The organism is Phycicoccus sp. Soil802, from assembly GCF_001429605.1.
GTDB lineage: Bacteria > Actinomycetota > Actinomycetes > Actinomycetales > Dermatophilaceae > Pedococcus.
In genome coordinates this window covers 345,091-368,232 of record NZ_LMSS01000005.1, presented here as the reverse complement: position 1 = coordinate 368,232, position 23,142 = coordinate 345,091, and the positions used below count along the sequence as shown (strand labels likewise).

Annotated in this window: 21 protein-coding genes; 11 read left to right on the top strand and 10 right to left on the bottom strand. The window is 70.8% G+C overall.

Going from position 1 to position 23,142, the window contains the following annotated elements; genetic code table 11:
* Positions 1 to 51: 51 nt before the first annotated feature.
* Together ASG91_RS12820 and ASG91_RS12815 are read right to left on the bottom strand one after the other, a co-directional pair.
* The gene (locus ASG91_RS12820; protein ID WP_157606340.1) at positions 52 to 831 is read right to left on the bottom strand and encodes a M23 family metallopeptidase; all 780 of its coding nucleotides are present in this window, start codon (positions 829 to 831) and stop codon (positions 52 to 54) included.
* Between the two features lie 125 nt (positions 832 to 956).
* The gene (locus ASG91_RS12815; RefSeq protein ID WP_082594151.1) at positions 957 to 1,940 is read right to left on the bottom strand and encodes an alpha/beta fold hydrolase; all 984 of its coding nucleotides are present in this window, start codon (positions 1,938 to 1,940) and stop codon (positions 957 to 959) included.
* 136 nt (positions 1,941 to 2,076) lie between these two features.
* On the opposite strand from ASG91_RS12815, the gene ASG91_RS12810 reads away from it, so the two are divergent.
* Positions 2,077 to 2,487 (top strand): cobalamin B12-binding domain-containing protein, encoded by a 411-nt coding sequence (locus tag ASG91_RS12810; protein ID WP_056923006.1) that lies wholly within the window; start codon positions 2,077 to 2,079, stop codon positions 2,485 to 2,487.
* Positions 2,488 to 2,596: 109 nt separating this feature from the next.
* On the opposite strand, the gene ASG91_RS12805 is transcribed toward ASG91_RS12810, so the two are convergent.
* Positions 2,597 to 3,178: a hypothetical protein gene (locus ASG91_RS12805; RefSeq protein WP_056923005.1), complete on the bottom strand. Its 582-nt coding sequence runs from the start codon at positions 3,176 to 3,178 to the stop codon at positions 2,597 to 2,599.
* Between the two features lie 202 nt (positions 3,179 to 3,380).
* Between ASG91_RS12805 and ASG91_RS12800 the strand changes: the two genes are divergently transcribed.
* Positions 3,381 to 3,755 (top strand): helix-turn-helix domain-containing protein, encoded by a 375-nt coding sequence (locus ASG91_RS12800; protein WP_082594150.1) that lies wholly within the window; start codon positions 3,381 to 3,383, stop codon positions 3,753 to 3,755.
* On the opposite strand, the gene ASG91_RS12795 is transcribed toward ASG91_RS12800, so the two are convergent.
* From ASG91_RS12795 to ASG91_RS12785, 3 genes are all read right to left on the bottom strand, one after another.
* On the bottom strand, positions 3,752 to 4,354 hold the full coding sequence (locus ASG91_RS12795) for a ClpP family protease (RefSeq protein WP_056923003.1): 603 nt from the start codon (positions 4,352 to 4,354) through the stop codon (positions 3,752 to 3,754). The two genes, ASG91_RS12800 and ASG91_RS12795, sit on opposite strands and share 4 nt — an antisense overlap.
* Positions 4,351 to 4,968 (bottom strand): ClpP family protease, encoded by a 618-nt coding sequence (locus ASG91_RS12790; protein ID WP_056923002.1) that lies wholly within the window; start codon positions 4,966 to 4,968, stop codon positions 4,351 to 4,353. Before ASG91_RS12790 ends, ASG91_RS12795 begins: the two co-directional genes overlap by 4 nt.
* 116 nt (positions 4,969 to 5,084) lie before the next feature.
* Entirely contained in the window at positions 5,085 to 6,992 is a 1,908-nt protein-coding gene (locus tag ASG91_RS12785; RefSeq protein ID WP_056923001.1) for a CocE/NonD family hydrolase, read from the bottom strand.
* A gap of 385 nt (positions 6,993 to 7,377) precedes the next feature.
* On the opposite strand from ASG91_RS12785, the gene ASG91_RS12780 reads away from it, so the two are divergent.
* Together ASG91_RS12780 and ASG91_RS12775 are read left to right on the top strand one after the other, a co-directional pair.
* Positions 7,378 to 9,441 (top strand): M4 family metallopeptidase, encoded by a 2,064-nt coding sequence (locus ASG91_RS12780; RefSeq protein ID WP_235545600.1) that lies wholly within the window; start codon positions 7,378 to 7,380, stop codon positions 9,439 to 9,441.
* Between the two features lie 211 nt (positions 9,442 to 9,652).
* Entirely contained in the window at positions 9,653 to 11,206 is a 1,554-nt protein-coding gene (locus ASG91_RS12775; RefSeq protein ID WP_056922999.1) for a M4 family metallopeptidase, read from the top strand.
* A gap of 82 nt (positions 11,207 to 11,288) precedes the next feature.
* Here the strand turns inward: ASG91_RS12775 and ASG91_RS12770 are convergent, their stop codons facing one another.
* Entirely contained in the window at positions 11,289 to 11,756 is a 468-nt protein-coding gene (locus tag ASG91_RS12770; protein ID WP_157606339.1) for a hypothetical protein, read from the bottom strand.
* Between the two features lie 120 nt (positions 11,757 to 11,876).
* Between ASG91_RS12770 and ASG91_RS12765 the strand changes: the two genes are divergently transcribed.
* The 4 genes from ASG91_RS12765 (at position 11,877) to sucD (ending at position 16,148) form a co-directional block, all read left to right on the top strand.
* Positions 11,877 to 12,848, top strand: a complete 972-nt coding sequence (locus tag ASG91_RS12765; protein ID WP_056922997.1) for a threonine dehydratase — start codon at positions 11,877 to 11,879, stop codon at positions 12,846 to 12,848.
* Positions 12,849 to 12,908: 60 nt separating this feature from the next.
* Positions 12,909 to 13,916: a DUF3048 domain-containing protein gene (locus ASG91_RS12760; RefSeq protein WP_157606338.1), complete on the top strand. Its 1,008-nt coding sequence runs from the start codon at positions 12,909 to 12,911 to the stop codon at positions 13,914 to 13,916.
* A gap of 134 nt (positions 13,917 to 14,050) precedes the next feature.
* Positions 14,051 to 15,238 (top strand): ADP-forming succinate--CoA ligase subunit beta, encoded by a 1,188-nt coding sequence (gene sucC / locus ASG91_RS12755; protein ID WP_056922995.1) that lies wholly within the window; start codon positions 14,051 to 14,053, stop codon positions 15,236 to 15,238.
* 19 nt (positions 15,239 to 15,257) lie between these two features.
* Positions 15,258 to 16,148 (top strand): succinate--CoA ligase subunit alpha, encoded by an 891-nt coding sequence (sucD, locus tag ASG91_RS12750; RefSeq protein WP_056922994.1) that lies wholly within the window; start codon positions 15,258 to 15,260, stop codon positions 16,146 to 16,148.
* Positions 16,149 to 16,280: 132 nt separating this feature from the next.
* Here sucD and ASG91_RS12745 read toward each other — a convergent pair whose 3' ends face one another.
* Both ASG91_RS12745 and ASG91_RS12740 read right to left on the bottom strand, forming a co-directional pair.
* Positions 16,281 to 17,687, bottom strand: a complete 1,407-nt coding sequence (locus ASG91_RS12745) for a hypothetical protein (RefSeq protein WP_056922993.1) — start codon at positions 17,685 to 17,687, stop codon at positions 16,281 to 16,283.
* Positions 17,680 to 18,180, bottom strand: a complete 501-nt coding sequence (locus tag ASG91_RS12740; RefSeq protein ID WP_235545598.1) for an RNA polymerase sigma factor — start codon at positions 18,178 to 18,180, stop codon at positions 17,680 to 17,682. The genes ASG91_RS12745 and ASG91_RS12740 overlap by 8 nt, the downstream gene beginning before the upstream one ends.
* A gap of 168 nt (positions 18,181 to 18,348) precedes the next feature.
* Here ASG91_RS12740 and ASG91_RS12735 point away from each other — a divergent pair, with 168 nt between their 5' ends.
* From ASG91_RS12735 to purH, 3 genes are read left to right on the top strand one after another with little or no spacing between them, the layout of a single operon-like run.
* Complete coding sequence (locus ASG91_RS12735; RefSeq protein ID WP_157606337.1) at positions 18,349 to 19,584, top strand: DUF6350 family protein; 1,236 nt, start codon at positions 18,349 to 18,351, stop codon at positions 19,582 to 19,584.
* Between the two features lie 47 nt (positions 19,585 to 19,631).
* Positions 19,632 to 20,243 (top strand): phosphoribosylglycinamide formyltransferase, encoded by a 612-nt coding sequence (gene purN / locus ASG91_RS12730; protein ID WP_235545595.1) that lies wholly within the window; start codon positions 19,632 to 19,634, stop codon positions 20,241 to 20,243.
* On the top strand, positions 20,240 to 21,883 hold the full coding sequence (gene purH / locus ASG91_RS12725) for a bifunctional phosphoribosylaminoimidazolecarboxamide formyltransferase/IMP cyclohydrolase (RefSeq protein ID WP_082594149.1): 1,644 nt from the start codon (positions 20,240 to 20,242) through the stop codon (positions 21,881 to 21,883). Before purN ends, purH begins: the two co-directional genes overlap by 4 nt.
* Positions 21,884 to 21,994: 111 nt before the next feature.
* Here the strand turns inward: purH and ASG91_RS12720 are convergent, their stop codons facing one another.
* On the bottom strand, positions 21,995 to 23,137 hold the full coding sequence (locus tag ASG91_RS12720; RefSeq protein ID WP_056923249.1) for a ring-opening amidohydrolase: 1,143 nt from the start codon (positions 23,135 to 23,137) through the stop codon (positions 21,995 to 21,997).
* Between the last annotated feature and the right edge of the window lie 5 nt (positions 23,138 to 23,142).

Here is a 23,142-nt window from a genome sequence, read left to right as displayed (position 1 = left end):
GGCGCCCCGGAGGGCGCCTTGGGTGCGGTGCTCGGTGGTGGAGCGGGACTGCTACTGCAGGCCGTGGTTGTGCAGCCACGGGGCGGGGTCGATCGCCGCGCCGCCGTCGGGGTGGATCTCGAGGTGCAGGTGCGGCCCGGTCGAGTGACCGGTGTTGCCGGACAGGCCGACCAGGTCGCCCGGGGCCAGCCTCTGGCCGACCACGACGTCGATCTCGCTCATGTGCCCGAACACCGAGACGGTGCCGTCCCAGTACTCGATCTCGACCTTGTTGCCGTAGCCGCCCTCGACGCCGGCGAAGATCACCGTGCCGGTCGACATCGACCCGATGCGAGTGCCGACCGGGGTGGCGAAGTCGTTGCCCTCGTGCATCCGGCCCCAGCGCCAGCCGAAGCCGGAGGTGAAGGTCGCGCCCTTGATCGGGAGCAGCCACTTCTCGCGGGCCTTGCGCTCTGCTTCGGCCTTCTTCAGGGCAGCAGCCAGCGCACGCTTCTTCGCGACGGCCTGGCGCTCGGCGGTGCGAGCGATGCGGGCCGCCTCCAGCACGCGCGCCTGGGCGGCGGTGGCCTGCACCTCGCGCTGCTGGGACGCCTCGATCCGCTCGAACCGTGCGGTCGCCGCGTCGTTCGCCCTGGCCTTGGCCGTGGCCCCCGTGAGGTCGAAGTACGCCGGTGACGACTCGGCGACGGTTGCCCCCGTGGCGGTCACGACCAGAGCCGCCGCGGCAGCGCTCGGAAGCAGGTAGCCGCTCTTGGCGAGGCGGACACCTCTTCGAGGCGCACGGTGGCGGCCCGGGGCGCGGTGACGGCCCGAGTAGGAAGCGTTGCTCACAGAATGGAAACCTTGCGTGCGGGGGGACACGGAAGCACAGAGGTTAGCGTGATCTTTTCGTTATCCAAAATCGCTCTTGGGTGAATCTTTACCTGAATGTCCGCTCAATGGGCCGAACGGCTGAGTCACGGGGTCCGTCGCCGCAGCTCGGTCACTCCGGGCGTGAGGGTGTGACCCTCGGAGTCGAGGTGGGCCAGGGTGCTGGAGATGCCGTGCACCACGCTGCCGATGATCGGCAGTGACATGTGACCCACGCCGTGCAGGTCGATGTTGCGGACCTGCAGGTCAGGGTGGGTGAGCGCGGCGTTGCGCTGCGGGAACACCATCTGGTCGAGGTCGGACCAGTAGACGACGAAGCGGGTGCGGCACTCCGGCACCGGCTGGTCGAGCTCACGCATGAGTCCGCTGCCGGGTCGCAGCTGTCGGGTCAGCTGGTTGTGCCATCCGTATGCCGTGTACGTGCCCTGGTGGGGTGTGCCCAGCGTCACGAGGGTGTGGACCCGCTCGTCACCACCGAGCCGGGTCACGTAGTAGCGCGCGATGAGCCCGCCCATGGAGTGGCCCACGACGTGGATCCGCTCGTACCCGGTCTCGGCGACGAGCGCCTCGACCTCCTCGGCGAGCTGCGCGGCGGCGACCCGGACGTCCGCCGTGAAGGGCGAGTAGTTCATGCTCGTGACACGACCGAAGCCGCGTCGGCGCAGGCCGAGGCGCAGCAGGGTGAAGATCGACCGGTTGTCGACCATGCCGTGCACCAGCAGGATCGGGGTGCCGGCCGCCTCGACGTCGGAGATCACCAGCCCGCGCTGGATCGGCGGCAGGTGCTCGACCCGGAAGCCGAGCTGGCTGTCGCGGCCGTGTCGCCCGATCAGGCCCCACGGGTAGAGCGCGAGGTGCGTGGTCACCCAGGCTGCCTCGACGGCGGCCCCGAGCGCTCCGGTCGGGGTGGCCAGGGCCTTCGCGGCCCCACCGACGATGTCGCCGGCCAGGCCGGTCGCCGTCCGCACCCCACGAGTGGCCCGGGCGAGCGGGCCCGGGCGTGCCTCCTCACCCGACGGTCGCCGCTTCGGTGCGGCAGGTCGGCGAGGGCGCGGGACGCTCTGCGACATCCCACTGAACCTAGTGGGTGAAACGACCAGTTTCGAGCGTTGTGGCCCAAGCGACACGCGGGTCCGGTTGCGCGACCCTCGTGGCGTGCGCCACCCGGGGGCGGTGTCCGGGCCCCGGAGTGGCTAGTCTGCGGCCATGACTGACTCCCCACTGCGCGTCGTCGTGGCCAAACCCGGGCTCGACGGCCACGACCGTGGCGCGAAGGTGGTGGCCCGGGCCCTGCGTGACGCAGGCATGGAGGTCGTCTACACCGGGCTGCACCAGACGCCCGAGCAGATCGTCGAGGCTGCCATCCAGGAGGACGCCGACCTCGTCGGGCTGTCCGTGCTGTCCGGCGCGCACATGACCCTCTTTGCCAAGGTGATGGAGCTGCTCAAGGAGCGCGACGCCACCGACATCGTCGTCTTCGGTGGCGGCATCATCCCCGAGGCCGACATCCCCGAGCTGGAGAAGATCGGCGTCGCGAAGGTGTTCACCCCGGGTGCGACCACGACCGACATCGTCGAGTGGGTCCGCGGAGCGGTCCGCCAGGACGACGACGCCTGACGCCGGGGCGGCCGTCCGATCGGGGTAGCGGGTAGCGGCCACGGAGCGGGGCACGCACCCACGAACCGAGGGGCCAGACGCCTGCGTCTGACCCCTCGCTCTGTCCGGGCTACCGCAGGAAGCCGTGGCGGCGGACAATCCCGGTGCGTGCCCACGTCTGGCCGAAGCCCCAGGTGTCGCCTGCGAGGAGGGCCGCGAGGGCGACCACGCTGATGGCACCGATCATGTGGTCATCGATGACCGGGTTGTTCTCCAGCGGCAGCGAGGCTGCCCACATCAGCGCGTAGAGCAGGGCGCCGGTGGCTGCGGCGATCCGCATACCGATGCCGAGCGTGAGCGCGAGGCCGATGCCGAGCAGTCCGGCCATGAACAGCCAGTCGGCCCAGGCCTGTCCGGCCATGCCGTTGAAGAAGCCCTGGAAGGGGTTGTCCTCCGGGACCCCGAACTTCAGGAACCCCGTGGTGGGGCTGCCGCCGTTGATCCACGCGGCCGGACCGAAGCGGTCGGTCACGCCGTCAGCGTTGACGCCGGTGTGGAAGCCGAGGGCGAACAGCTTGTCGAAGAAGGCCCACAGGAACGTGAGGCCGAAGGCGACCCGCAGCACCGCAAGCGCCCTGCGGGCCGTGGAGTGGGTCACCACGTCGTGCTCGACGAGCACATCGAGCTTGGGGTGGCGCTGGATCGTTGTCATGACTACTTCCTCCTTGGTGGGCCGAGTTGCCCGGTTGCCTGCACCTCCATGCTCGAACCGAGCCGGGGTGCACAGGAGGGTCCTTGGTCCCGTCGCAGAGTCGTCACCGTGTCTGCCGCGTCACGTCCGGTGCTGGTCCCGCTCGTTCTGCCGTCGGCGAACCCTCCTTCCGGCGGCCTGGTCCCGCGCCTAGCGTGGCTCCATGAGCGCAGCCCCGTCACTCCATCTGGTGCCGCCGGCGGAGACCGAGCCCGACACCCGGTCCGAGTCCTTCGGTCGGGAGCCCCTCGGTCCCGAACCGCTGTGGCGTGAGGTGGTCGGCGCCCGGCTGCGACACCTGCGGCGTCGTCATGGGCTCACCTTGGTCGAGGCGGCCACTCGTGCGGGGATCTCCCCGCAGTACCTCTCCGAGGTCGAGCGGGGCCGCAAGGACCCGTCGTCCGAGGTGCTCGCGGCCATCACCGGCGCGCTCGGCGAGCAGCTCGTCGACGTCACCCACCTCGCCACGCTCGACCTGCGCCGCCAGCACAGTGGGCTGGCGGCGCCCCCTCCCGGCGAGATCCGGCTGTCGGCCTAGGGCTCGGACGGCGTCCGGTAGGACACCAGCCGGTCGACCAGCCCGTACTCCACCGCCGCCTCGGGCGTGAAGATCCGGTCGCGGTCCGTGTCGCGCCGCAGCGCCTCCAGCGGTTGCCCGGTGTGGTGGGAGAGCACCCGCTCGGCTTCCGCGCGCAACCTGATCACCTCGTCCGCCTCCAGGATGAGGTCGGGTATGGCGCCCTGGCTGCGGGCCGAGGGCTGGTGCAGCAACACGCGGGCGTGCGGCAGGATGCTGCGCTTTCCCGGAGCCCCGGCCGCGAGCAGGATCGCTGCGGTGGAGCAGGCCTGTCCGATGCAGGTCGTGGCGATCGGCGCCCGCACGAACTCCATCGCGTCGTAGACCGCGAAGGTCGCCGTGAGTGACCCACCGGGGGAGTTGATGTAGAGGTCGATCGGCTGGTCGGCAGCCTCGGACTCGAGGTGCAGGATCTGGGCGATCAGCGCGTTGGACACCCCGTCGTCGATCTCGGTGCCGAGGTAGACGATCCGCTCGCTGAGCAGGTGGCTGTAGACGTCCATGACCCGGTCGCCCCGGGGATGGCTGCGGATGACGTTGGGGATCGTGTAGGTGCTCATTGCGTGCTCCCGAGCCCGGTGCGGGCGACCCGTCTGGGTCGGATGCTGTCGAGCGAGTCGAGGATGCCGTCGACGAACCCGTACTCCAGCGCCTGTTCCGCGGAGTACCAGCGGTCGCGGGCGGAGTCGTCGCGGATCCGCTCGATCGGCTGGCCGGTGTACTCGGCGATCAGCCCGAGCACCGTCTCCACGGTGTGCCGCAGGTCGTCGGCCTGCAGCTCGATGTCGACGGCGGTCCCACCGATGCCGGCCGACCCCTGGTGCATGAGGATCCGGGAGTGCCGCAGGGCGTAGCGCTTGCCGTGCGTCCCCGCCGTGAGGAGGAACTGGCCCGCGCTGCAGGCGAGTCCGAGGGCGAGGGTCGACACGTCGTTGGGGATGAGCCGGATCGCGTCGTGGATCGCGAGCATGGCCGGCACCGAGCCGCCGGGGGAGTTGATCCAGAGGCTGATGTCGGCCCGCGGGTCCTCGGCGGACAACAGGAAGAGCTGCGAGCAGAGGCGGGTGCCGCCGTGGTCGTCGAGCTCGCCGTCGAGGACGATGATCCGTTGCTCGAGCAGCCGGGTGGTGAGGTGGTCGGACGGGGCGAGCGGGGAGCTGGTGGTTTCGCGCATGCGGCCACCGTGGGACCGACGGTCCCACGGTGGCCAGCACTTTCTGCTCAGAGCAGCGAGGCTGCTCAGAGCAGCGAGCCTGCTCGGAGCAGCGAGGCTGCTCAGAGCAGAACTCCCTACGGCACGACCGGAATGCTGAGCGTGGCCGGCGCGGTGGGTGACGCGCGCACCGTGACCGGCTGCACGGCATACGCGTTCTTGTAGGCCGCGTCGGTGCTGGCGAGGACGAGCCGCAGGCGGTGCCCGGCCTCGACCCGGTGCACGATGGCCGGGAGCTCGATGTGCACCGGTTGGGTGACGTCGGCGACGCGCACCGGGCTGATCAGCTTGTGCACCAACGTGACCGAGCCGTCGGGAGCCACGTCGTACAGCTTGGCGAAGACCTGGAGCTGCCCACTGGGACCGGCGGCCTGGGTCAGCGCGACGGTCGGGGACTCGAACCGCACGTCCAGGGTCGGGGCCCCCACGACGGTGAGCGGCTTGGTCAGCGCGGGTGTCGACCAGGCGCCGAACGTGCCCGGGGTGTCGAACGGGACGGTCAGGCCGTCCGGGAGGTCGACCTGACCCTCGAGCCCGGAGACCTCGGTGTAGGAGGCGGGCGCCCCGAGTCCCGGGTTGGCCCAGGACTTCGACCCGGGCAGGATCGCGGACCGCGACGAGACGAGCTGGTCGGCTGCGGACAGGTACCAGCTGGCGCGGGTGCCGACCGGGTAGCTGCCTGAGCTGGCGTAGGCCGGGGCAGCGCTGCCGCTGTAGGGGACCCAGTCCCGGAAGTACGAGAAGGCAGGACCGGTCGAGACCGAGGACCGCTTGAGGTAGTGGTCGAACCAGTTCTTGATCCGCAGGCCGAGGTAGGTGTCTTCGATGTGCTCACCGGTCAGGTCGAGCTCGCCGGGAGCCGCACCGCTGTTGGCGCCGGTCCCGCCGGAGTGACCCCACGACTGCCAGGCCATGGTCACGGGGACGCCGCGCGCCTTCAGCGATTTGTAGGTGGCGGTGGCCTCCTGGAGGTTGAACAACGTGTCGTTCTCGCCCTGGATGAGGAAGGTCGGCACCTTCACCTTGTCGATGTAGTGGCCCACGGACACGCGGTCGGTCAGCGCAGTGGTCGACGCGGTCGGGTAGCCGAGCGTGTCGAGCGTTGCCTTGGCACGACAGGCCTCCAACACGAAGTTGGGGCACCCGACGTTGCGGGCCGGGTCGATGGCCGCTCCCTGGATCCCGTCGACGATGCCGACCCCGAAGAACAGGCCCGCCCACCCGATCTTCTCGGTGCCCGGGTTGGAGCCGACGTAGGTCACGCCGCTCGTGAAGCTGGTGTTGTTGGGCGCCAATGAGTAGCGCAGGTCGTTCCAGGTGATCAGGGGGACCAGCGTGTCGACTCGGGGATCCGTTGCGGCAGTGGCGAACTGGATCTGGCCCCCGTAGGACCCGCCGATCATCCCGAGACGCGGGTCGTGCGTCGCAGCGTTGTCGAGGACGGTGAAGTCGACGGCTACGTTGCCCGCTCCGCCGGTCGTCCCGCCCACGGTCGAGGAGGTGTATGCCGCGGAGCCGGCGCCGCCGAGGAAGCTCACCAACGAGCTCGCGGCGACTCCGTCGACGCCCGGGTCGTCGAGCGAGATCTTGCATCCGCTGTTGGGAAAACCGAGGCCGGTGTAGGACAGCACCGCGTAGCCACGCTTGGCAAACGCTGCGCCCAACCCCGCCTGGTCGGCCTTGCTGCCGCCGAAGCCGTTGGTCGTGAGGATGGCCGGCACCCGCGCGGCGCGGCTCGCCGAGTGGGGCTTGTAGAGGTCGGCGTCGATGGTGCAGGTCTGCGGCTGGCCGAGGTCGTTCCTGCCTGCCGGCACCGTGAAGGTCAAGCCGGAGTACGTGTCGACGCTGTCGAGCGGAGCGCCGGTCGCCGACGCGGCAGGGGTCGCTGACGCAGCGGACGCCCCGGAGGCGACGAGGGGCAGGGCCAGGGCGGCGACCGCGAGGGCGGCGACCGGCCAGGGCTGGGATGAGGTGCGGCGCGACATCGGGCCTCCACGGTGGCGGGCGGGCCGGGATGGCGCCGCTGCAGTGGACTGACAACGACGGGGGAGACCCTGCGGTTACGTTCGGCGCAGGTGTCCGCATGGTGAGTTCTTGGGTCCAGCGACTGGACGGACAGGAGGCGGCGACGGCGCGGCGATGACGCGATCTTGGGCAACAGCAGAAGAAAACCCGGTGTGGAACGTGACATTTCGCAGGTTCCCACGCATTTGGTCAAGTCTTCGCAAGAAACGTTGACCTTCGCTTCGGGCGGCGGGTTAGGTCAGCACGGCGCGAGCCCACGGCAAACCCTGTGCCGCCCCTGGAGGGGGATCCCGCCGCCCGACGTGCAGGCAACCAAACCTGCGCATGTCCGAGAAGAGGATTTTCGTGATCCGACTGTCTACCGGCGCCGCACTTGGCGTCGCAGTCGCCGCGGCCGTGGCCACTCCACTGTCAGCTGCATCAGCCTCCCCCCAGTCCGCGCCGAGCCAGGCCACCACCAGCGTCGCCTCCGCACAGGCGAATGCCGACCGGGACCACGCGGCTCTCGGCCTGTCCAAGGACGAGAAGCTGGTGGTGCGCAACGTCATCACCGACGCCGACGGCACGCAGCACGTCCGCTACAACCGCACGTTCAAGGGCCTGCGCGTCGTGGGTGGCGACCTCATCGTCGAGAAGTCCAAGGCGGGAGCGACCAAGGAAGTCCTTTACAACGCGAGTGGCAAGGTCGCCGTCACCTCGACGACTCCGTCGGTGACGAAGGCCAGGGCGCTGTCCGAGGGCAGGTCCGCCGGCAAGCACACGCAGTCCCCGACCGGCGAGCTGGTCGTCTGGGCCGGTGGCGCGAAGCCCGTCCTGGCCTACGACGTGCTGGTGAAGAGCGTGCGGGCCGACCAGGTGCCCTCGCGGCTGCACACCCTCGTGGACGCCAAGTCGGGTGCTGCCCTGATCAGCTACGACGAGGTGCAGACCGGCACCGGCGGCGGCATCTTCTACAACGCCTCCCTCGAGACCAAGGCGCACACCGGCGGTGGCTACGAGCTCACCGACACCCACGGCAACAACACCCGCGATGCCCTCAACCAGGGCGACCCCAACACCGGGGTCGGCCCGGCCGGCAATCTCTTCGTCGACTCCGACGACGTCTGGGGCAACGGCGCAGTCTCGGACCGCGCCTCGGCCGCCGTGGACGCCCACTACGGCGCCACCACGACGTTCAACTACTACAAGAACGTCCTGGGCCGCAACGGGATCTGGAACGACGGCCGCGGCGCCCCCTCCCGGGTGCACTTCGCCAACGCGATGGAGAACGCCTTCTGGGACGGCACCCAGATGTCGTACGGCGACGGGGCGGGCAACGCTGCGCCGTTGACCGAGATCGACGTCGCCGGCCACGAGATGTCGCACGGTGTCACCGAGAACACGGCAGGGCTGGTCTACAGCGGCGACGCGGGCGGCCTCAACGAGGCGACGTCGGACATCTTCGGCACCGCCGTCGAGTTCTACGCCAACAACCCGAGCGACCCCGGCGACTACCTCATCGGCGAGGAGATCGACATCAACGGCAACGGGACGCCGCTGCGCTACATGGACAAGCCCAGCAAGGACGGCGCGTCCAAGGACTGCTGGTCCTCGACCCTCGGCCAGCTCAACCCGCACTACTCGTCGGGACCGCTCAACCACTGGTTCTACCTCGCCTCCGAGGGCAGTGGGGCCAAGACCATCAACGGTGTCAGCTACAACAGCCCCGTCTGCGGTACCGCCCCTGCGGTGACGGGCGCGGGTCGGGCCAACATCGAGAAGGTCTGGTACCGCACGCTGTCGACCAAGCTGACCAGCAACAGCAACTACGCCGCAGCGCGCAACGGGGCGATCAACTCCGCCATCGAGCTCTACGGGGCGACCAGCCAGACCTGCAAGTCCGTCGAGGCGGCCTTCACCGCCATCGCCGTCCCCGCCGGCTCGGCCACGTGCGGCACCACGCCTCCGCCCGCTGGCAACCTGCTGCTGAACGCGGGCTTCGAGTCCGGTGCGGTCAGCTGGACCGGCACCGCGGGTCCGATCACCAACAACACCGGCCGTCCGGCTCGCACCGGCAGCTGGAAGGCCTGGCTCGGTGGCAACGGCACGACCTCGACCGAGACCGTGCAGCAGAGCGTGGCGATCCCGTCGACCGTCACCGCCGCGACCCTGTCGTTCTGGCTCCGCACTGACACCGCTGAGTCCGGCAGCACGGCATACGACACGATGAAGGTGCAGGTGGTCGACGGCGCGACGACGACCACGCTCGCCACGTACTCCAACGTGGGCACCAACGCGACGTACACGCAGAAGTCGTTCAACGTCACGGCCTACAAGGGCAAGACGATCACGGTGAAGTTCCTCATGAACGAGGACTCCTCGCTGCAGACGTCGTTCGTCGTCGACGACACCGCGCTGGCGACCAGCTAGTCGCCGGCCGAACCGGGCCGGCGCTCCCCCTGAGCGCCGGCCCGGTTCCTTCGCTGCGGCCCCCCAACGGGTGGCGGCGGGTCCCGGCACCTCCAGGCCCGGCACCCGCCGCCACCACTGCGGGGACAGCACCACCACTGCAGGAGCAAGGCACCACCGCGCTGCCCCCGGGCGCATGTCCGCACCATGCACGTCCCACGAAGGAGATCACGTGAAGAAGCTCTCAGCAGGTTTCGCATTCGGCATCGCGGTGGCCACCGCGGTCGCCGCCCCGCTCGCGGCAGCGCAAGCCGCGCCGACCGCGGACGCCCACCGTTCGCCGGCCGCCACGGCCGAGCAGTCGAGGGTGGGCGACGCCGCCCGCGCGCTGGGCCTGGGCTCGGGCCAGCGGTTGCAGGTCAAGAGCGTCGTGACCGACGCCGACGGCACCAAGCACGTTCGGTACGAGCGCACCTTCCAGGGGCTCAAGGTCATCGGTGGCGACCTGGTCGTCGAGCGCAGCGCCGCGGGGGCGACGAAGTCGGTCCGCTGGAACGCCACGAAGGCCATCGAGGTGTCCACCTCGCCGAAGCTCACCGTCGGGCAGGCGCGCAACGCCGCGAAGGCCGACAGCCGTGCAGCGTCGGGCCTGGTCGTCTTCGCGGGCGACACCGGACCGCGGCTGGCCTACGACGTCCTCACCGTGGGCACCAAGGCGGACCAGACCCCCAGCCGTCTGCACACGGTCGTCGACGCGGTGACCGGCGCCGCCCTCGACTCGTGGGACGAGGTCGTCGAGGGCACTGGCGACTCGATGTACAGCGGCACCGTGGCGCTGGGGACGACGCTGTCCGGCGGCAGCTACCAGCTCAAGGACACGGTCGGGAACTTCACCACCGACCTCAATGGCGCCACCACGGGCACCGGCACGCTGTTCACGGACGCCGACGACCTGTGGGGCAACGGCTCCACCAGCTCACGCCAGACCGCCGGTGTCGACGCGCAGTACGGCGCGGAGCAGACGTTCGACTACTACAAGAACGTGCAGGGCCGGAACGGCATCTGGGACACCGGCGTCGGCGCACGGAGCCGGGTCCACTACGGCAACGCCTACAACAACGCCTTCTGGGACGGCGCCCAGATGACCTACGGGGACGGCGCCGGCAACGCCAAGCCCCTCACGGCCATCGACGTGGCCGGCCACGAGATGAGCCACGGCGTCACCGAGAACACCGCTGGTCTCGTCTACCGCGGCGACGCCGGTGGCCTCAACGAGGCGACTTCGGACATCTTCGGCACCGCCGTGGAGTTCTACGCCAACTCGGCCGCCGACCCCGGTGACTACCTGATCGGCGAGAAGATCGACATCCGTGGCAATGGAACCCCGTTGCGCTACATGGACAAGCCGAACCGCGACGGTGTCTCCAAGGACTGCTGGAGCAGCACCCTGAAGAACCTCGACCCGCACTACTCGTCGGGTCCGCTCAACCACTGGTTCTTCCTCGCCTCCGAGGGCAGCGGCGCGAAGACGGTCAACGGGGTCAGCTACAACAGCCCCGTCTGCGGCACCGCCGCGGCGGTGACCGGTGCGGGTCGCGGCAACGTCGAGAAGGTCTGGTACCGCACGCTCTCGACCAAGCTCACCTCGCGCAGCGACTACAAGGCCGCTCGCGAAGGTGCGATCACCTCCGCCAAGGAGCTGTATGGCGCCGGGTCGCCGACCTGCCTCGCCGTCAAGGGCGCGTTCGACGCCATCGCGGTGCCGGCCGGTTCGGCCACCTGCTGATCGCGACTCGACGCGTGCAGTGACCAGTGCGCCGTCGGCCTTTCGGGCCGGCGGCGCACTGTCGTCGTGGTGGAGCGACCCCTCAGGTGCAGAGCTTGCGGTTGGCCGCGGTCCCGGTCACGTCGGCGAGGACCTGGTTGACGACGGGTGCCGCCATGACGAGGCGGGCGTCGTCGATGGTCAGCACCCCGGTCCCGGCCCCGAACGTCACCGTCATCGCGTCGGAGTGGGTCGCAGGTGGCCCGGTCGGCTGGTCGGTGTCGTGGACCTGCAGCGCGGCCTCGTTCAGGAGGGCGAGGCTGGCGCGGTCGAGGTCGCAGCTGACCTGACCCTGCTTCGTCCCAGCCAGCACGTGCCCGTCGGCGTCGATCGAGATGGTGTCGCGGAAGCCCGCGATGCCGCCGGTGCGCTGGATGGTGAGGGGGAAGCTGGCCTGCCTAGTCGCGGTCGTCGACGACGCCTGGGGGATCGGGGGATCCGTTGCGCCACAAGCCGACAGCGTTCCCGCAGCGAGCACGGCGAGCAGTGGCAACGGTGAGGTTCTGGACATACCGCCCATCCTGCCGTGCCTTCTGGCCAAGCGCAGATCTGCCGCGACGCCACGGGTGCCGCGATCCCGGCCACCGGCGGGTTCACGCGGTGTCGTCGCGGCTCGGGCAGACTGCCGGACATGTCGTTCACCCTCGCCGACCTCGACGCGGCGACCGCCGTCGTGCGTCGTCACTTCCCTGCCACGCCCCAGCTCGAGTGGCCCCTGCTCAGCGAGCAGGTCGGCGCACAGGTGTGGGTCAAGCACGAGAACGCCACTCCCACAGGGGCTTTCAAGGTGCGAGGTGGCCTGGTCTACGCCGACCGGGCCAGCCGTGAGCGACCGGACGTGCAGGGCTTCGTGTCCGCCACCCGCGGCAACCACGGGCAGTCCTTGGCGTATGCCGGTCGGGCGGCCGGGCTGCGCGTCGTCATCGTGGTGCCGGAGGGCAACAGCCCCGACAAGAACGCCGCGATGCGCGGCTTCGGTGCGGAGCTGGTCGTGCACGGTCGCGACTACCAGGAGGCGCGCGAGCACGCGATGGGCCTGGAGGCCGAGCTGGGGCTCGAGGCCGTGCCGCCGTTCCACCCCGACCTGGTCGTCGGCGTCGGGACCTATGCGCTCGAGCTGTTCGACGAGGCCGGGCCGCTCGACACGGTCTACGTGCCGGTCGGCATGGGCTCGGGGATCTGCGGGCTGATCGGCGTCCGTGACCTGCTGGGGCTGTCGACGCAGATCGTGGGCGTGGTGTCCGACCGCGCGCCGGCCACCGCCCTCTCCTTCGAGGCGGGGACCGTGGTCACGACGCCCAGCGCCGACACGTTCGTCGACGGGGTGGCCTGTCGGGCGCCCGTGCCTGAGGCGGTGGCCGAGATCGTGCGCGGTGCCGCCCGCGTGGTCACGGTCGCGGAGGACGACACGGCCGAGGCGATGCGGGTGCTCCTGCGCACCACCCACCAGCTGCCCGAGCCCGCGGGCGCCATCGCGCTCGCCGGGCTGCTCGCCGAGCGTGACGGCCAGGTCGGCCAGCGCGTCGGTGTGGTGATGACCGGCGGCAACTGCGACGCCGACCTGCTCACCACCGTCCTGGCCGGACGCACTCCCAGCGCCTGATCCGGCGCGTCGGGCGTCGGGACGACGGTTGCCGAGTCCGCGGCTCGTATCCTCGAGGTCGTGCCCCGCCCCGCGCTCCTGCCTGCCCTTGCTGCCCTGACCGTGATGTCCCTGGGGCTCGCCGCCTGTTCGGGCGACAAGCCGTCGGCCGCGCCCACGACCCCGTCCCCGTCGACGACGACCACGACCACCACGGCAGCGCCGACCCCAGCCGGACCGCAGCCCCTCGTCGGTGGCCCGGTGCTCGCAGTCAAGATCGACAACACCCCCGCTGCTCACCCGCGGATCGGGCTCGACGTCGCCGACGTCGTCTACGTCGAGCCGGTCGAGGGCGGACTCACCCGGCTGCTCGCCATCTTCAGCCGCACCCAGCCGCCCGAGGTGGGCCCGGTCCGCAGCGGTCGCGAGTCCGACGTCGACCTGGTCGCCAACTACGGCAAGGTCGCGCTCGCCTTCTCCGGGTCGTCGAGCTACACGAAGCGGATCCTCGACCGGGGCAAGCAGGTCAACCTCAGCTTCGACCAGAACGGTCGCGGCTACCACCGTGACCACTCCCGGCCGGCTCCCTACAACGTGATCGGCAACCCCAAGGAGCTGCTCGCGCGCGCCGGTGGCAGCGTCAAGCCGGCCGATATCGGGTTCCGCTACGGCCCCGCGGCAGACGGCGGCAAGGCAGGCACCTCGGTCGCCGCCCGGTGGCCCTCCTCGAGAGTCACGCTGACCTGGAACGCCAAGCGCAAGCAGTACCTCGTCACCACCGACGGCCGCCCGGACGTCAGCCCGAGCGGTCGGCAGTACGGTGCGGGCACCGTGGTGGTCCAGTACGTCGCGACCCACAAGTCGGGGAACCGCGACGTGAACGGCCAGCCCACCCCCGTCGTCGACGTGGTCGGCAGCGGCAAGACGGTGGTACTCCGCGACGGCAAGCAGTGGACCGGCCGGTGGTCGCGCAAGGGTGTCACCGCCCCGACCAGCTTCACCGTGGGTGCGCAGCCCCTGACGTTCAACCCCAAGGGTCCTGTGTGGGTCCTCCTCGTCGCGCCGGGACAGGGCGTCACCGTCCGCTGAGCGACGTCGCCCCCCTCCTGGTGGTGAGATTGGTCCCATTGGGCCCACGGGCCCGCACCCGAGGGGGCCACACGCCCCTGACAGGGCTAGTCTCGGCGTCGAACCAAACCCATCCGTAGACGAGGACGTCAGACGTGGATCTGTTCGAATACCAGGCCCGAGACATGTTCGAGAAGCACGGCGTGCCGGTGCTCGCCGGCGCCATCGCGACCACCCCGGAGCAGGCCCGCGCGGCCGCCGAGGAGATCGGCCCCAAGAGCGGCGGCGTGACCGTCGTGAAGGCCCAGGTCAAGACCGGTGGCCGAGGCAAGGCCGGCGGCGTCAAGGTCGCCAAGACCGCTGACGAGGCCCAGCAGCACGCCGAGGCGATCCTCGGCATGGACATCAAGGGCCACACCGTCGGCACCGTGATGATCGCCCAGGGCGCCCAGATCGCCGAGGAGTACTACTTCTCGGTCCTGCTCGACCGGGCGAACCGCACCTACCTCGCGATGTGCAGCAAGGAGGGCGGGATGGAGATAGAGCAGCTCGCCGTCGAGCGCCCCGAGGCCCTCGCCCGCATCGAGGTCGACCCCAACACCGGCATCGACGAGGCCAAGGCGCAGGAGATCGTGTCCGCGGCGGGCTTCGACGACGAGACCGGCGCCAAGATCGTCCCCGTCCTGCAGTCCCTCTGGACCGTCTACCGCGACGAGGACGCCACGCTGGTCGAGGTCAACCCGCTGGTCAAGACCGAGGCGGGCGACATCGTCGCACTGGACGGCAAGGTGACGCTCGACGAGAACGCCGGCTTCCGCCACCCCGACCACGAGGCCCTCGAGGACAAGGCCGCGGCCGACCCGCTCGAGGCCGCCGCCAAGGAGAAGGACCTCAACTACGTCAAGCTCGACGGCTCCGTCGGCATCATCGGCAACGGCGCCGGGCTGGTCATGTCCACGCTCGACGTCGTCGCCTACGCCGGTGAGGAGTTCCCGGGCCAGCCGAAGCCGGCCAACTTCCTCGACATCGGTGGCGGCGCCTCGGCCGAGGTCATGAGCAACGGCCTGCACATCATCCTCGGTGACGAGCAGGTGAAGTCGGTGTTCGTGAACGTGTTCGGTGGCATCACTGCCTGCGACGCGGTCGCCAACGGCATCGTCGGCGCGCTCAAGAACCTCGGCGACGAGGCCACCAAGCCGCTCGTCGTCCGGCTGGACGGCAACAACGTGGAGGAGGGCCGGCGCATCCTCGCCGAGGCCAACCACCCACTGGTGACCATCGAAGAGACCATGGACGGCGCGGCCCGCAAGGCCGCCGAGCTGGCTTCGGCCGCGACGAACTGACCGAAGGAACGGCATACCAATGGCTATTTTTCTCGACGAGAACTCCAAGGTCATCGTCCAGGGCATGACCGGCTCCGAGGGCATGAAGCACACCCAGCGCATGCTCGCGTCCGGCACCGCCATCGTCGGTGGCGTCAACCCGCGCAAGGCGGGCACGACGGTCGACTTCGACGGCGGCGTCTCCGTGCCGGTCTACGGCACGGTGGCCGAGGCCATCGAGGCGACCGGCGCCAACGTGTCGGTCATCTTCGTGCCGCCGGCCTTCGCGAAGTCCGCCGTGGTCGAGGCGATCGACACGCAGATCGCGCTCGCGGTCGTCATCACCGAGGGCATCGCGGTCAAGGACTCCGCTGAGTTCTTCAACTACAGCAAGGGCAAGGCGACCCGCATCGTCGGACCGAACTGTCCCGGCCTGATCAGCCCCGGGAAGTCCAACGCCGGCATCATCCCCGCGAACATCGCGGGCGCCGGTCGGATCGGCCTGGTCTCCAAGTCGGGCACGCTGACCTACCAGATGATGTACGAGCTGCGGGACTTCGGCTTCTCCTCCGCCGTCGGCATCGGTGGCGACCCGATCATCGGCACCACCCACATCGACTGCCTCGAGGCGTTCGAGAAGGACCCTGACACCGACGCGATCGTCATGATCGGTGAGATCGGTGGCGACGCCGAGGAGCGTGCCGCGGCCTACATCAAGGACCACGTGACCAAGCCGGTCGTCGGCTACGTCGCCGGCTTCACCGCTCCCGAGGGCAAGACCATGGGCCACGCCGGCGCCATCGTCTCCGGCTCCGCGGGCACGGCTGCTGCCAAGCAGGAGGCCCTCGAGGCCGCCGGCGTGAAGGTCGGCAAGACGCCCTCCGCGACCGCCGACCTGATGCGCGAGGTCATGCGGAGTCTTCAGAGCTGAGCGCCTGCAGAGGTAGCTTCTGCCCCAACGCAGTTCACGACGGCCGTCACCCTGGTGGGTGGCGGCCGTCGCGCTGTCTGCGGGATGCCGTGGGGTGCTGAGTGCGGTCCCGCGGAGGTCTGCTTCCGTCGGCTACTTCTGGCGGGCCAGGGCGAGCAGGCGATCGAGCTCGGCGAAGCCCTGGTCGGGGTTCGCCGCCGCCGTGATGACCACCGTGCTGACTGCGCCGGGGGTCCGCTGGCTGGTGACCCCCACCCACTCGGAGAGGGTGGCCGACCCGTCGGTGAAGACGGTGTCGAGGCGGAACGTCCCGTCCGTCGGGCCGGGCGTCGACTGCACCGTGTAGTTGGCGCCGTCGCAGCCCTTGGCGTACAGCGCCTTGGCCTCGGCAATCCGGGCGCTGACGTAGGCCTTCTGGAGCGTGGCGTCCGTGGCGTCGTCGAGCTGCACGCGCTGCCGGCCGAGGTAGCTCGCCGTACCGGTGCCCGTGCGGATCGAGACGACGCCGACCTGACCACCGATGCCGGACTGCTGGTCGTCGGTCTCGCAGCTGGCGATCGCCGTCGACCCCTCGAGGGCGCCCGGACCGGCAGTCGTCTTCGCCCCACCCGTCAGGGCGTCCGAGGCCCACTGCGACGCGGCGACGAAGAGGTTCGACGACGGCACCGGATCGGGCCCGGAGACCACCATCTTCTCGTCGATGGCTTGGGGGCCCGACGTGCTGGGTGCCGGGGTGACGGTGGTGCCGTAGCGGGCCAGCCGCTCCTTCGCGATCTCAGCGAGGGCAGTCACCTGGGCGAGGCTGTACTGCGACTTCCCAGGGGTGGGGTCGGTGACCTGGATGAGCGTGACGTCGGACGCACCGGTGACCACGGCGAACCACCCTGATCCCGCATCGCCCGCGGTGTAGGAGTACAGCGACCCGGCGTCGGTCTCGTCGAGCCGGTTCACGTGGAAGTCGGGTCCCTGTTGGCACTGCGAGATGTCGTTGGTCAGTCCCTCGGCCACCGTCTGGGGATCCTGACCGGACGAGACGGCGAACTGGGTCTGGCCGCCCTGGAACCCCCCGGCGTCGAGGGTGATCTCCTGGCGGAGCTGCTGGCCGGACGGCACGGTGGCGAGGCACTCGAACGACCGGTAGTCGCTCGACTTCGGGTCCTGGGTCGTCATCCGCGCGTCGCCCTTGAGGTCGAGGGCCTTCTTCCACTCCTGGAGCAGGGGCAGCGCACCGGCCTGGTCGAGCGACGACGTCGTGGTCGGCGAAGGCGCGACGGTCGTGGTGCCGCTGCGGTCGGCCGGCACGGGCTTGAGCACGGGGTCACCCGCGAGCTGCGCATAGCCGACGGTGCCGGCCACGACGACGGCCGCAGCCGCGGCCGCCCCTACCGCGAGAAACCGACGGCGACGACGCGCCATACCCCTTGCCTTGACGAAGCGGACGTCGGGCAGGGGAGTGGCCTCGACGTCGGCGCGCAGCGACGACAGGGCAGCCCGAAGGCGGGCGTCCTCCGCCGCGGTCCAGTCGTCGTGCTCAGCCATGGGGGTTCTCCTGGTGCTGCAGGGCCTGGGCGAGCTGCGCCCGGCCCCGGTGCAGGCGCGCCTTGACGGTGCCTGCCGGGGTGTTGGTCTCGTGGGCGATCTGGTCGATGCTCAGGTCGCCGATGTAGTGCATGGTCACGGCCTCGCGGACCGGTTCGGGCAGGGTGCGCAAGGCTGCGACCACCGCCACCCGGTCCTCCGTCGGTGGACCCGTCGTGTCGCGGGCCCCGTGCCGTTCGTGGGCGCGGTCCTGGCTGGTCTTCCTGCGCCAGCCCGAGATCGCGACCCGTCGGGCCACCGTGCGGACCCACGCGAGCGGGTCGTCGTGGGTGCGCACGCTGGGCCACTGCTGCCAGGCCCTCGCGTAGGCCTCCTGGGTGGAGTCCTGCGCGACGGTGAGGTCGCCGGTGAACGCGTAGACCAGGTGGACGACGCGCCGGGAGGTGTCGCGGTAGAACGCGTCGAACTCCGCCTCAGCGGACTGCGCGTCCATCGTCACCCCCTGCATCGGCGCCCTCGCGCCCGTCGGATCCACCAAGGCCATCACACCGCAGCAGACGCGCTCAGGCGAGGTTGGGTTGCGGCGCGTTCGGACATTTCTCGCCGGTCCTCGGCGTTGCACGCCGGCTCGGGCTGGGGCGTCGGCGACGATGGGGCAGCGATGACTGTGATGGACATGCTGAGGGCGGGGACCTCGTCGACCGGTGACGGGCCGGGCTCTGCCGTGCACCGGCGAGCACTGCTGGCCGGGGCCCTGGCCGCGGCCGGGTCGGCCATGGTGTTCGTGCTGCCGGCCCTGCTCGTCTGGGTCGCCGCCTCCGAGAGCACCGTCTCCTGGACCAGCTCGCTGGGCATCGGCGCCAGTCTGTGGCTGCTCGCCGGCGGCGCCCACCTCACGGTCGGCGCGACCCACCTCACGGTCGTCCCGCTGCTGGCGCTCGCGCTGAGCGTGGTCATCGGGGTGTGGTCCGCGACCCGCGCCGCGCGCGAGGCCGCCGACGCGCGCACCATTCGCCTCGCCCGCGACACGCTGCACCGTCCCCTCGCCGCCGACCTCCTCGCGTGGACCCTCGGGTATGCCGCGTGCGCGCTGCTGTGGGTCGCCGTCGCCTTCCTCGCCGGTCCCCACCCGGTGGTGTGGACCCTCGTGCTCCCCGTGCTCGTGGTGCCCGTCGTCTCGGCCGGGCTGGCCCTGGCCCGGCTGCTCAAGGGCCGGCCCGAGCTCGCCGGCCCCGCCCTGCGCCGTCCGACCTGGCTGCCGGAGCCGGTCCGACGGGCGGTGCGACCCGGCCTCGAGGGTGCCGCCGTCCTGGTCGGTGCGGGCACCCTGATCTGCCTCGTGCTGCTCGTGGTCCGGTTCGGCGAGGTGCGCCACCTGCAGAGCGAGCTGGCACCCGGCATCGTCGGGGGAGTGGCGCTGACCCTCGCGCAGGTCGCCGTGCTGCCCAACCTCGCGCTGTGGGCGGTGTCGTTCGTCGCAGGCACCGGCTTCTCGGCGGTGGAGGGGGCCTCGGCCACCTGGACCGGCAGCCGCACCTCGCTGATGCCGATGGTGCCGGCGTTCGGCGCCCTGCCGCAGCCCGGGGCGTTCCCGGGTCTGCTGCCCCTCATCGTGCTGCTGCCCGTGGCGGTCGGGGCCCTCGTGGGCTGGCGGTCGCTGCGAGCCGTGGCCCGGCTCTCGACCGGGCGCACCAAGCTGACCGTCGCCGGCACCGCCGTGGTGGTCGCCGCAGGGGCCGTCGGCCTCCTCGACGTGCTCGGCGGGGGTTCGCTCGGGATGGCCCGGCTCAGGGACATCGGCGCCCCTGCCGGCGCGATGACCCTGGCCCTGCTGGTCGAGCTCGGGCTCGGCGCGGCGCTCGTGCTGGCCTGGGATCGCTGGAAGCTGCGTCGCTGACGGACGCGGGTGCTGTGGTCGCTGGGCACCTCGGTATCGTCTCCCGGGTGACTGCCCCTGAGCCGACCGGGATCGTCGTGCTCGTCTCCGGATCGGGCACCAACCTCCAGGCCCTCATCGACGCCACCGCGGATCCTGCCTACGGCGTGCGGATCCTCGCCGTCGGGGGCGACCGGGCGGGCATCGCCGGCCTCCACCGGGCCGGGGCGGCCGGCATCACGGTGTTCGTCTGCCGGGTCGAGGACTACGACACCCGGGCGGAGTGGGACGCCGCGCTGGCCGAGCGGATCGGCGACCACCAGCCCGCCTTCGTGGTGTCCGCGGGGTTCATGAAGCTCCTGGGACCCGAGGTCCTCGGGCGGTGGACGGTCCTCAACACCCACCCGGCCTTGCTGCCGGCGTTCCCGGGCGCCCATGCCGTCCGTGACGCCCTCGCGGCCGGCGCGCGCCAGACCGGCTGCACCGTGCACGTCGTCGACGCGGGCATCGACACCGGCCCGGTCCTGGCCCAGGCCACCGTGGACGTCGAGCCCGACGACACCGAGGACACGCTCCACGAGCGCATCAAAGCTGTCGAGCACCCGCTGCTCGTCGAGATCGTGGGCCGCGCGGCCCGCGAAGGAATCACCGTTTCCGATGGGAAGGCCACCATTCCGTGACCGAGCAGTCAGCCTCCGCCCCCACTCCCGACGCCGTGGACCAGGCCGGACGTCGGCCGATCCGCAGGGCACTGGTGTCGGTCTACGACAAGACGGGGCTCGAGGAGCTGGCCCGTGGCCTGCACGACGCCGGGGTCGCCCTGGTGTCGACCGGTGGGTCGGCCGCCCTGATCGAGGGACTCGGGCTGCCGGTCACCAAGGTCGAGGACCTCACCGGCTTCCCCGAGTGCCTGGAGGGTCGCGTCAAGACCCTGCACCCGCGCGTGCACGCGGGGATCCTCGCCGACACCCGCAAGGCCGACCACGTCGCGCAGCTGGCCGACCTCGGGGTCGAGCCGTTCGAGCTGGTCGTGGTGAACCTGTACCCGTTCCGCGAGACGGTGGCCTCCGGCGCCGGGCCCGACGAGGTCATCGAGCAGATCGACATCGGCGGACCGTCCATGGTGCGCGCCGCGGCCAAGAACCACCCGAGCGTCGCGGTCGTCACCGACACCGCGGCATACCCGGCAGTGCTCGCGGCGGTCGCGGGCGGAGGGTTCACGCTGACCGAGCGCAAGCGGCTGGCCGCTCAGGCCTTCGTGCACACCGCGGACTACGACAACGCGGTCGCGAACTGGATGGGCAACGCCTACACCGACACCAGTGACGGCACCGGCTTCCCGGCCTGGACCGGCGCGACCTTCCAGCGCGCCAACGTCCTGCGCTACGGCGAGAACCCGCACCAGCCGGCCGCGCTCTACACGCACTGGCGCCCCGGCGTCGCGTCGGCCGAGCAGCTGCACGGCAAGGAGATGTCGTACAACAACTACATCGACACCGATGCCGCCGTGCGCGCCGCGTACGACCACGGCGACCAGCCGACCGTGGCGATCATCAAGCACGCCAACCCGTGCGGCATCGCCGTGGGCGCCACCGTGGAGCAGGCGTATGCCGCGGCGCACGCCTGCGACCCCGTGTCCGCCTACGGCGGCATCATCGCCACCAACGTGCCGGTGACCAGGGCCATGGCGCTCGCCGCCAACGAGACCTTCAGTGAGGTCATCGCCGCCCCGTCGTTCGACGCGGACGCGCTGGAGGTGTTGCGGGAGAAGAAGAACCGTCGCCTGCTCCAGCTCCCGGCAGACCTGGCGGCGCACCGCGACCCCATCGAGACGCGGCCGATCAGCGGGGGCCTGCTGGTCCAGGTGCCCGACCGGATCGACGCCGTGGTCGAGGGCGAGACGCCCGGCGGGGACGACGCGTCCCGCTGGCGGCTGGTCGCGGGCCAGGCCGCGGACGAGGCGACCCTCGCCGACCTCCAGTTCGCCTGGCGGGCGGTGCGGGCGGTGAAGTCCAACGCGATCCTGCTCGCCAAGGACGGCGGATCGGTGGGCATCGGGATGGGCCAGGTCAACCGGGTCGACTCCTGCCACTTGGCGGTCTCCCGGGCCAACGCCGACGACGCCGACCGGGCTCGCGGTGCGGTCGCCGCGTCCGACGCGTTCTTCCCGTTCGCCGACGGGCTGCAGGTGCTGCTCGACGCCGGGGTGCGCGCTGTCGTCGCGCCGGGTGGGTCGGTGCGCGACGAAGCGGTGGTGGCCGCGGCCGACGCCGCCGGCATCACGATGTACTTCACCGGCACCCGCCACTTCGCCCACTAGGCCCAGCGCCCACTGACCCTTCGCCCACTTCTGGCCACCAAGGTCGCACGGGGACGGCGCAAGCCGCCCGTCGTGACGCATGGGTGGCCAGAAGTGCGGGGTGCAGCCCGGTCAGTCGGGGGTGGGGGCGCGGTAACCGGTCGGCTCGCCGGACCCGAGGTCGACGATGGCCGCGACCGGGCCTCCGCCGTCGGGACCCTGGTGGGCCGCCGACACCGAGACGAACACGGCCGGGTCGCCGGTCACCGAGGCGGTCACGCCGCCGACGGCCGACTTGATCTGCCGGTGCCAGTGCACGTCGGAGTCGTCCAGCATCGCGTTGCGGCGGCCGCGGACCTCGCCGGTCTGGCTGACCTCGCACTTGAGGAAGACGTTGACCAGCCGGCCCTGCAGGTCGGAGGAGTGCGGCCGCTGGGGGAGGTCGAGCCCGGCGTCCTTGATGGCCGACCACACGCCGTCGGCGTCGAGGGCATCGCGCATGACCGAGTGGCCGATGCGGTAGCGACCGCCGATCCCCTTGGTGTTGCCGACCACCACGACCTGCGCCTGGTCGAGCTCGACACCGGACGAGCAGGAGGCGACCGCCGAGAACAGCGACCGGTTGTTCATCACGTCGGCGTCGGTCGGCATCTCGATCTCGCCGAGGGCGACGGCGATCCCGAGGCCGGTCGTGCCGTTGGAGAGGTCCATCGACTCGTGGGTGTGGTGGGTCCAGACGGACTTGCCGCGCGACTCGGCGTCACGGATGGTGTGGATGGTCAGGAGCGGGGTCTTGGTCTGCACGTAGTGCACGTCGGCCGGGTCGGTGATGCCGGCGCGCTCCATGGCGACCTTCACGGCGTCGGCCACCTTGCTGATCATCCCGGTGTAGCCGATCTCCTCGGGCAGGATCGGCTCACTCATCGCGAACCCGACCGTCAGCCTGAGGTCGTCGGACTGCTCGGCCTGGTCGGCGGGCACGGTGGCGAAGATCGTGGCGTGCGGGCTGATGATCCCGTCGGTGCCGCCGGACCACACGATCGGCACCTGCTTCACCTGGTCGGCCGGAGCCCCCTTGGCGACCAGCACCTCGCGGAAGGCGCGGTCGGCGATGATCCGGGTGTAGTCGTTGACGCCACCGTTGCCCTCGGTCTTGCCGATGATGGCGATCACCCGGCTGGCGTCCATCACGCCGTCGTCGATGAGCTTGGCCAGCTCGCTCGCGTCGGACACGCTGTGGATCGGGACCTTGCGGACCTCGATGGGCTCGGGCATGGCGG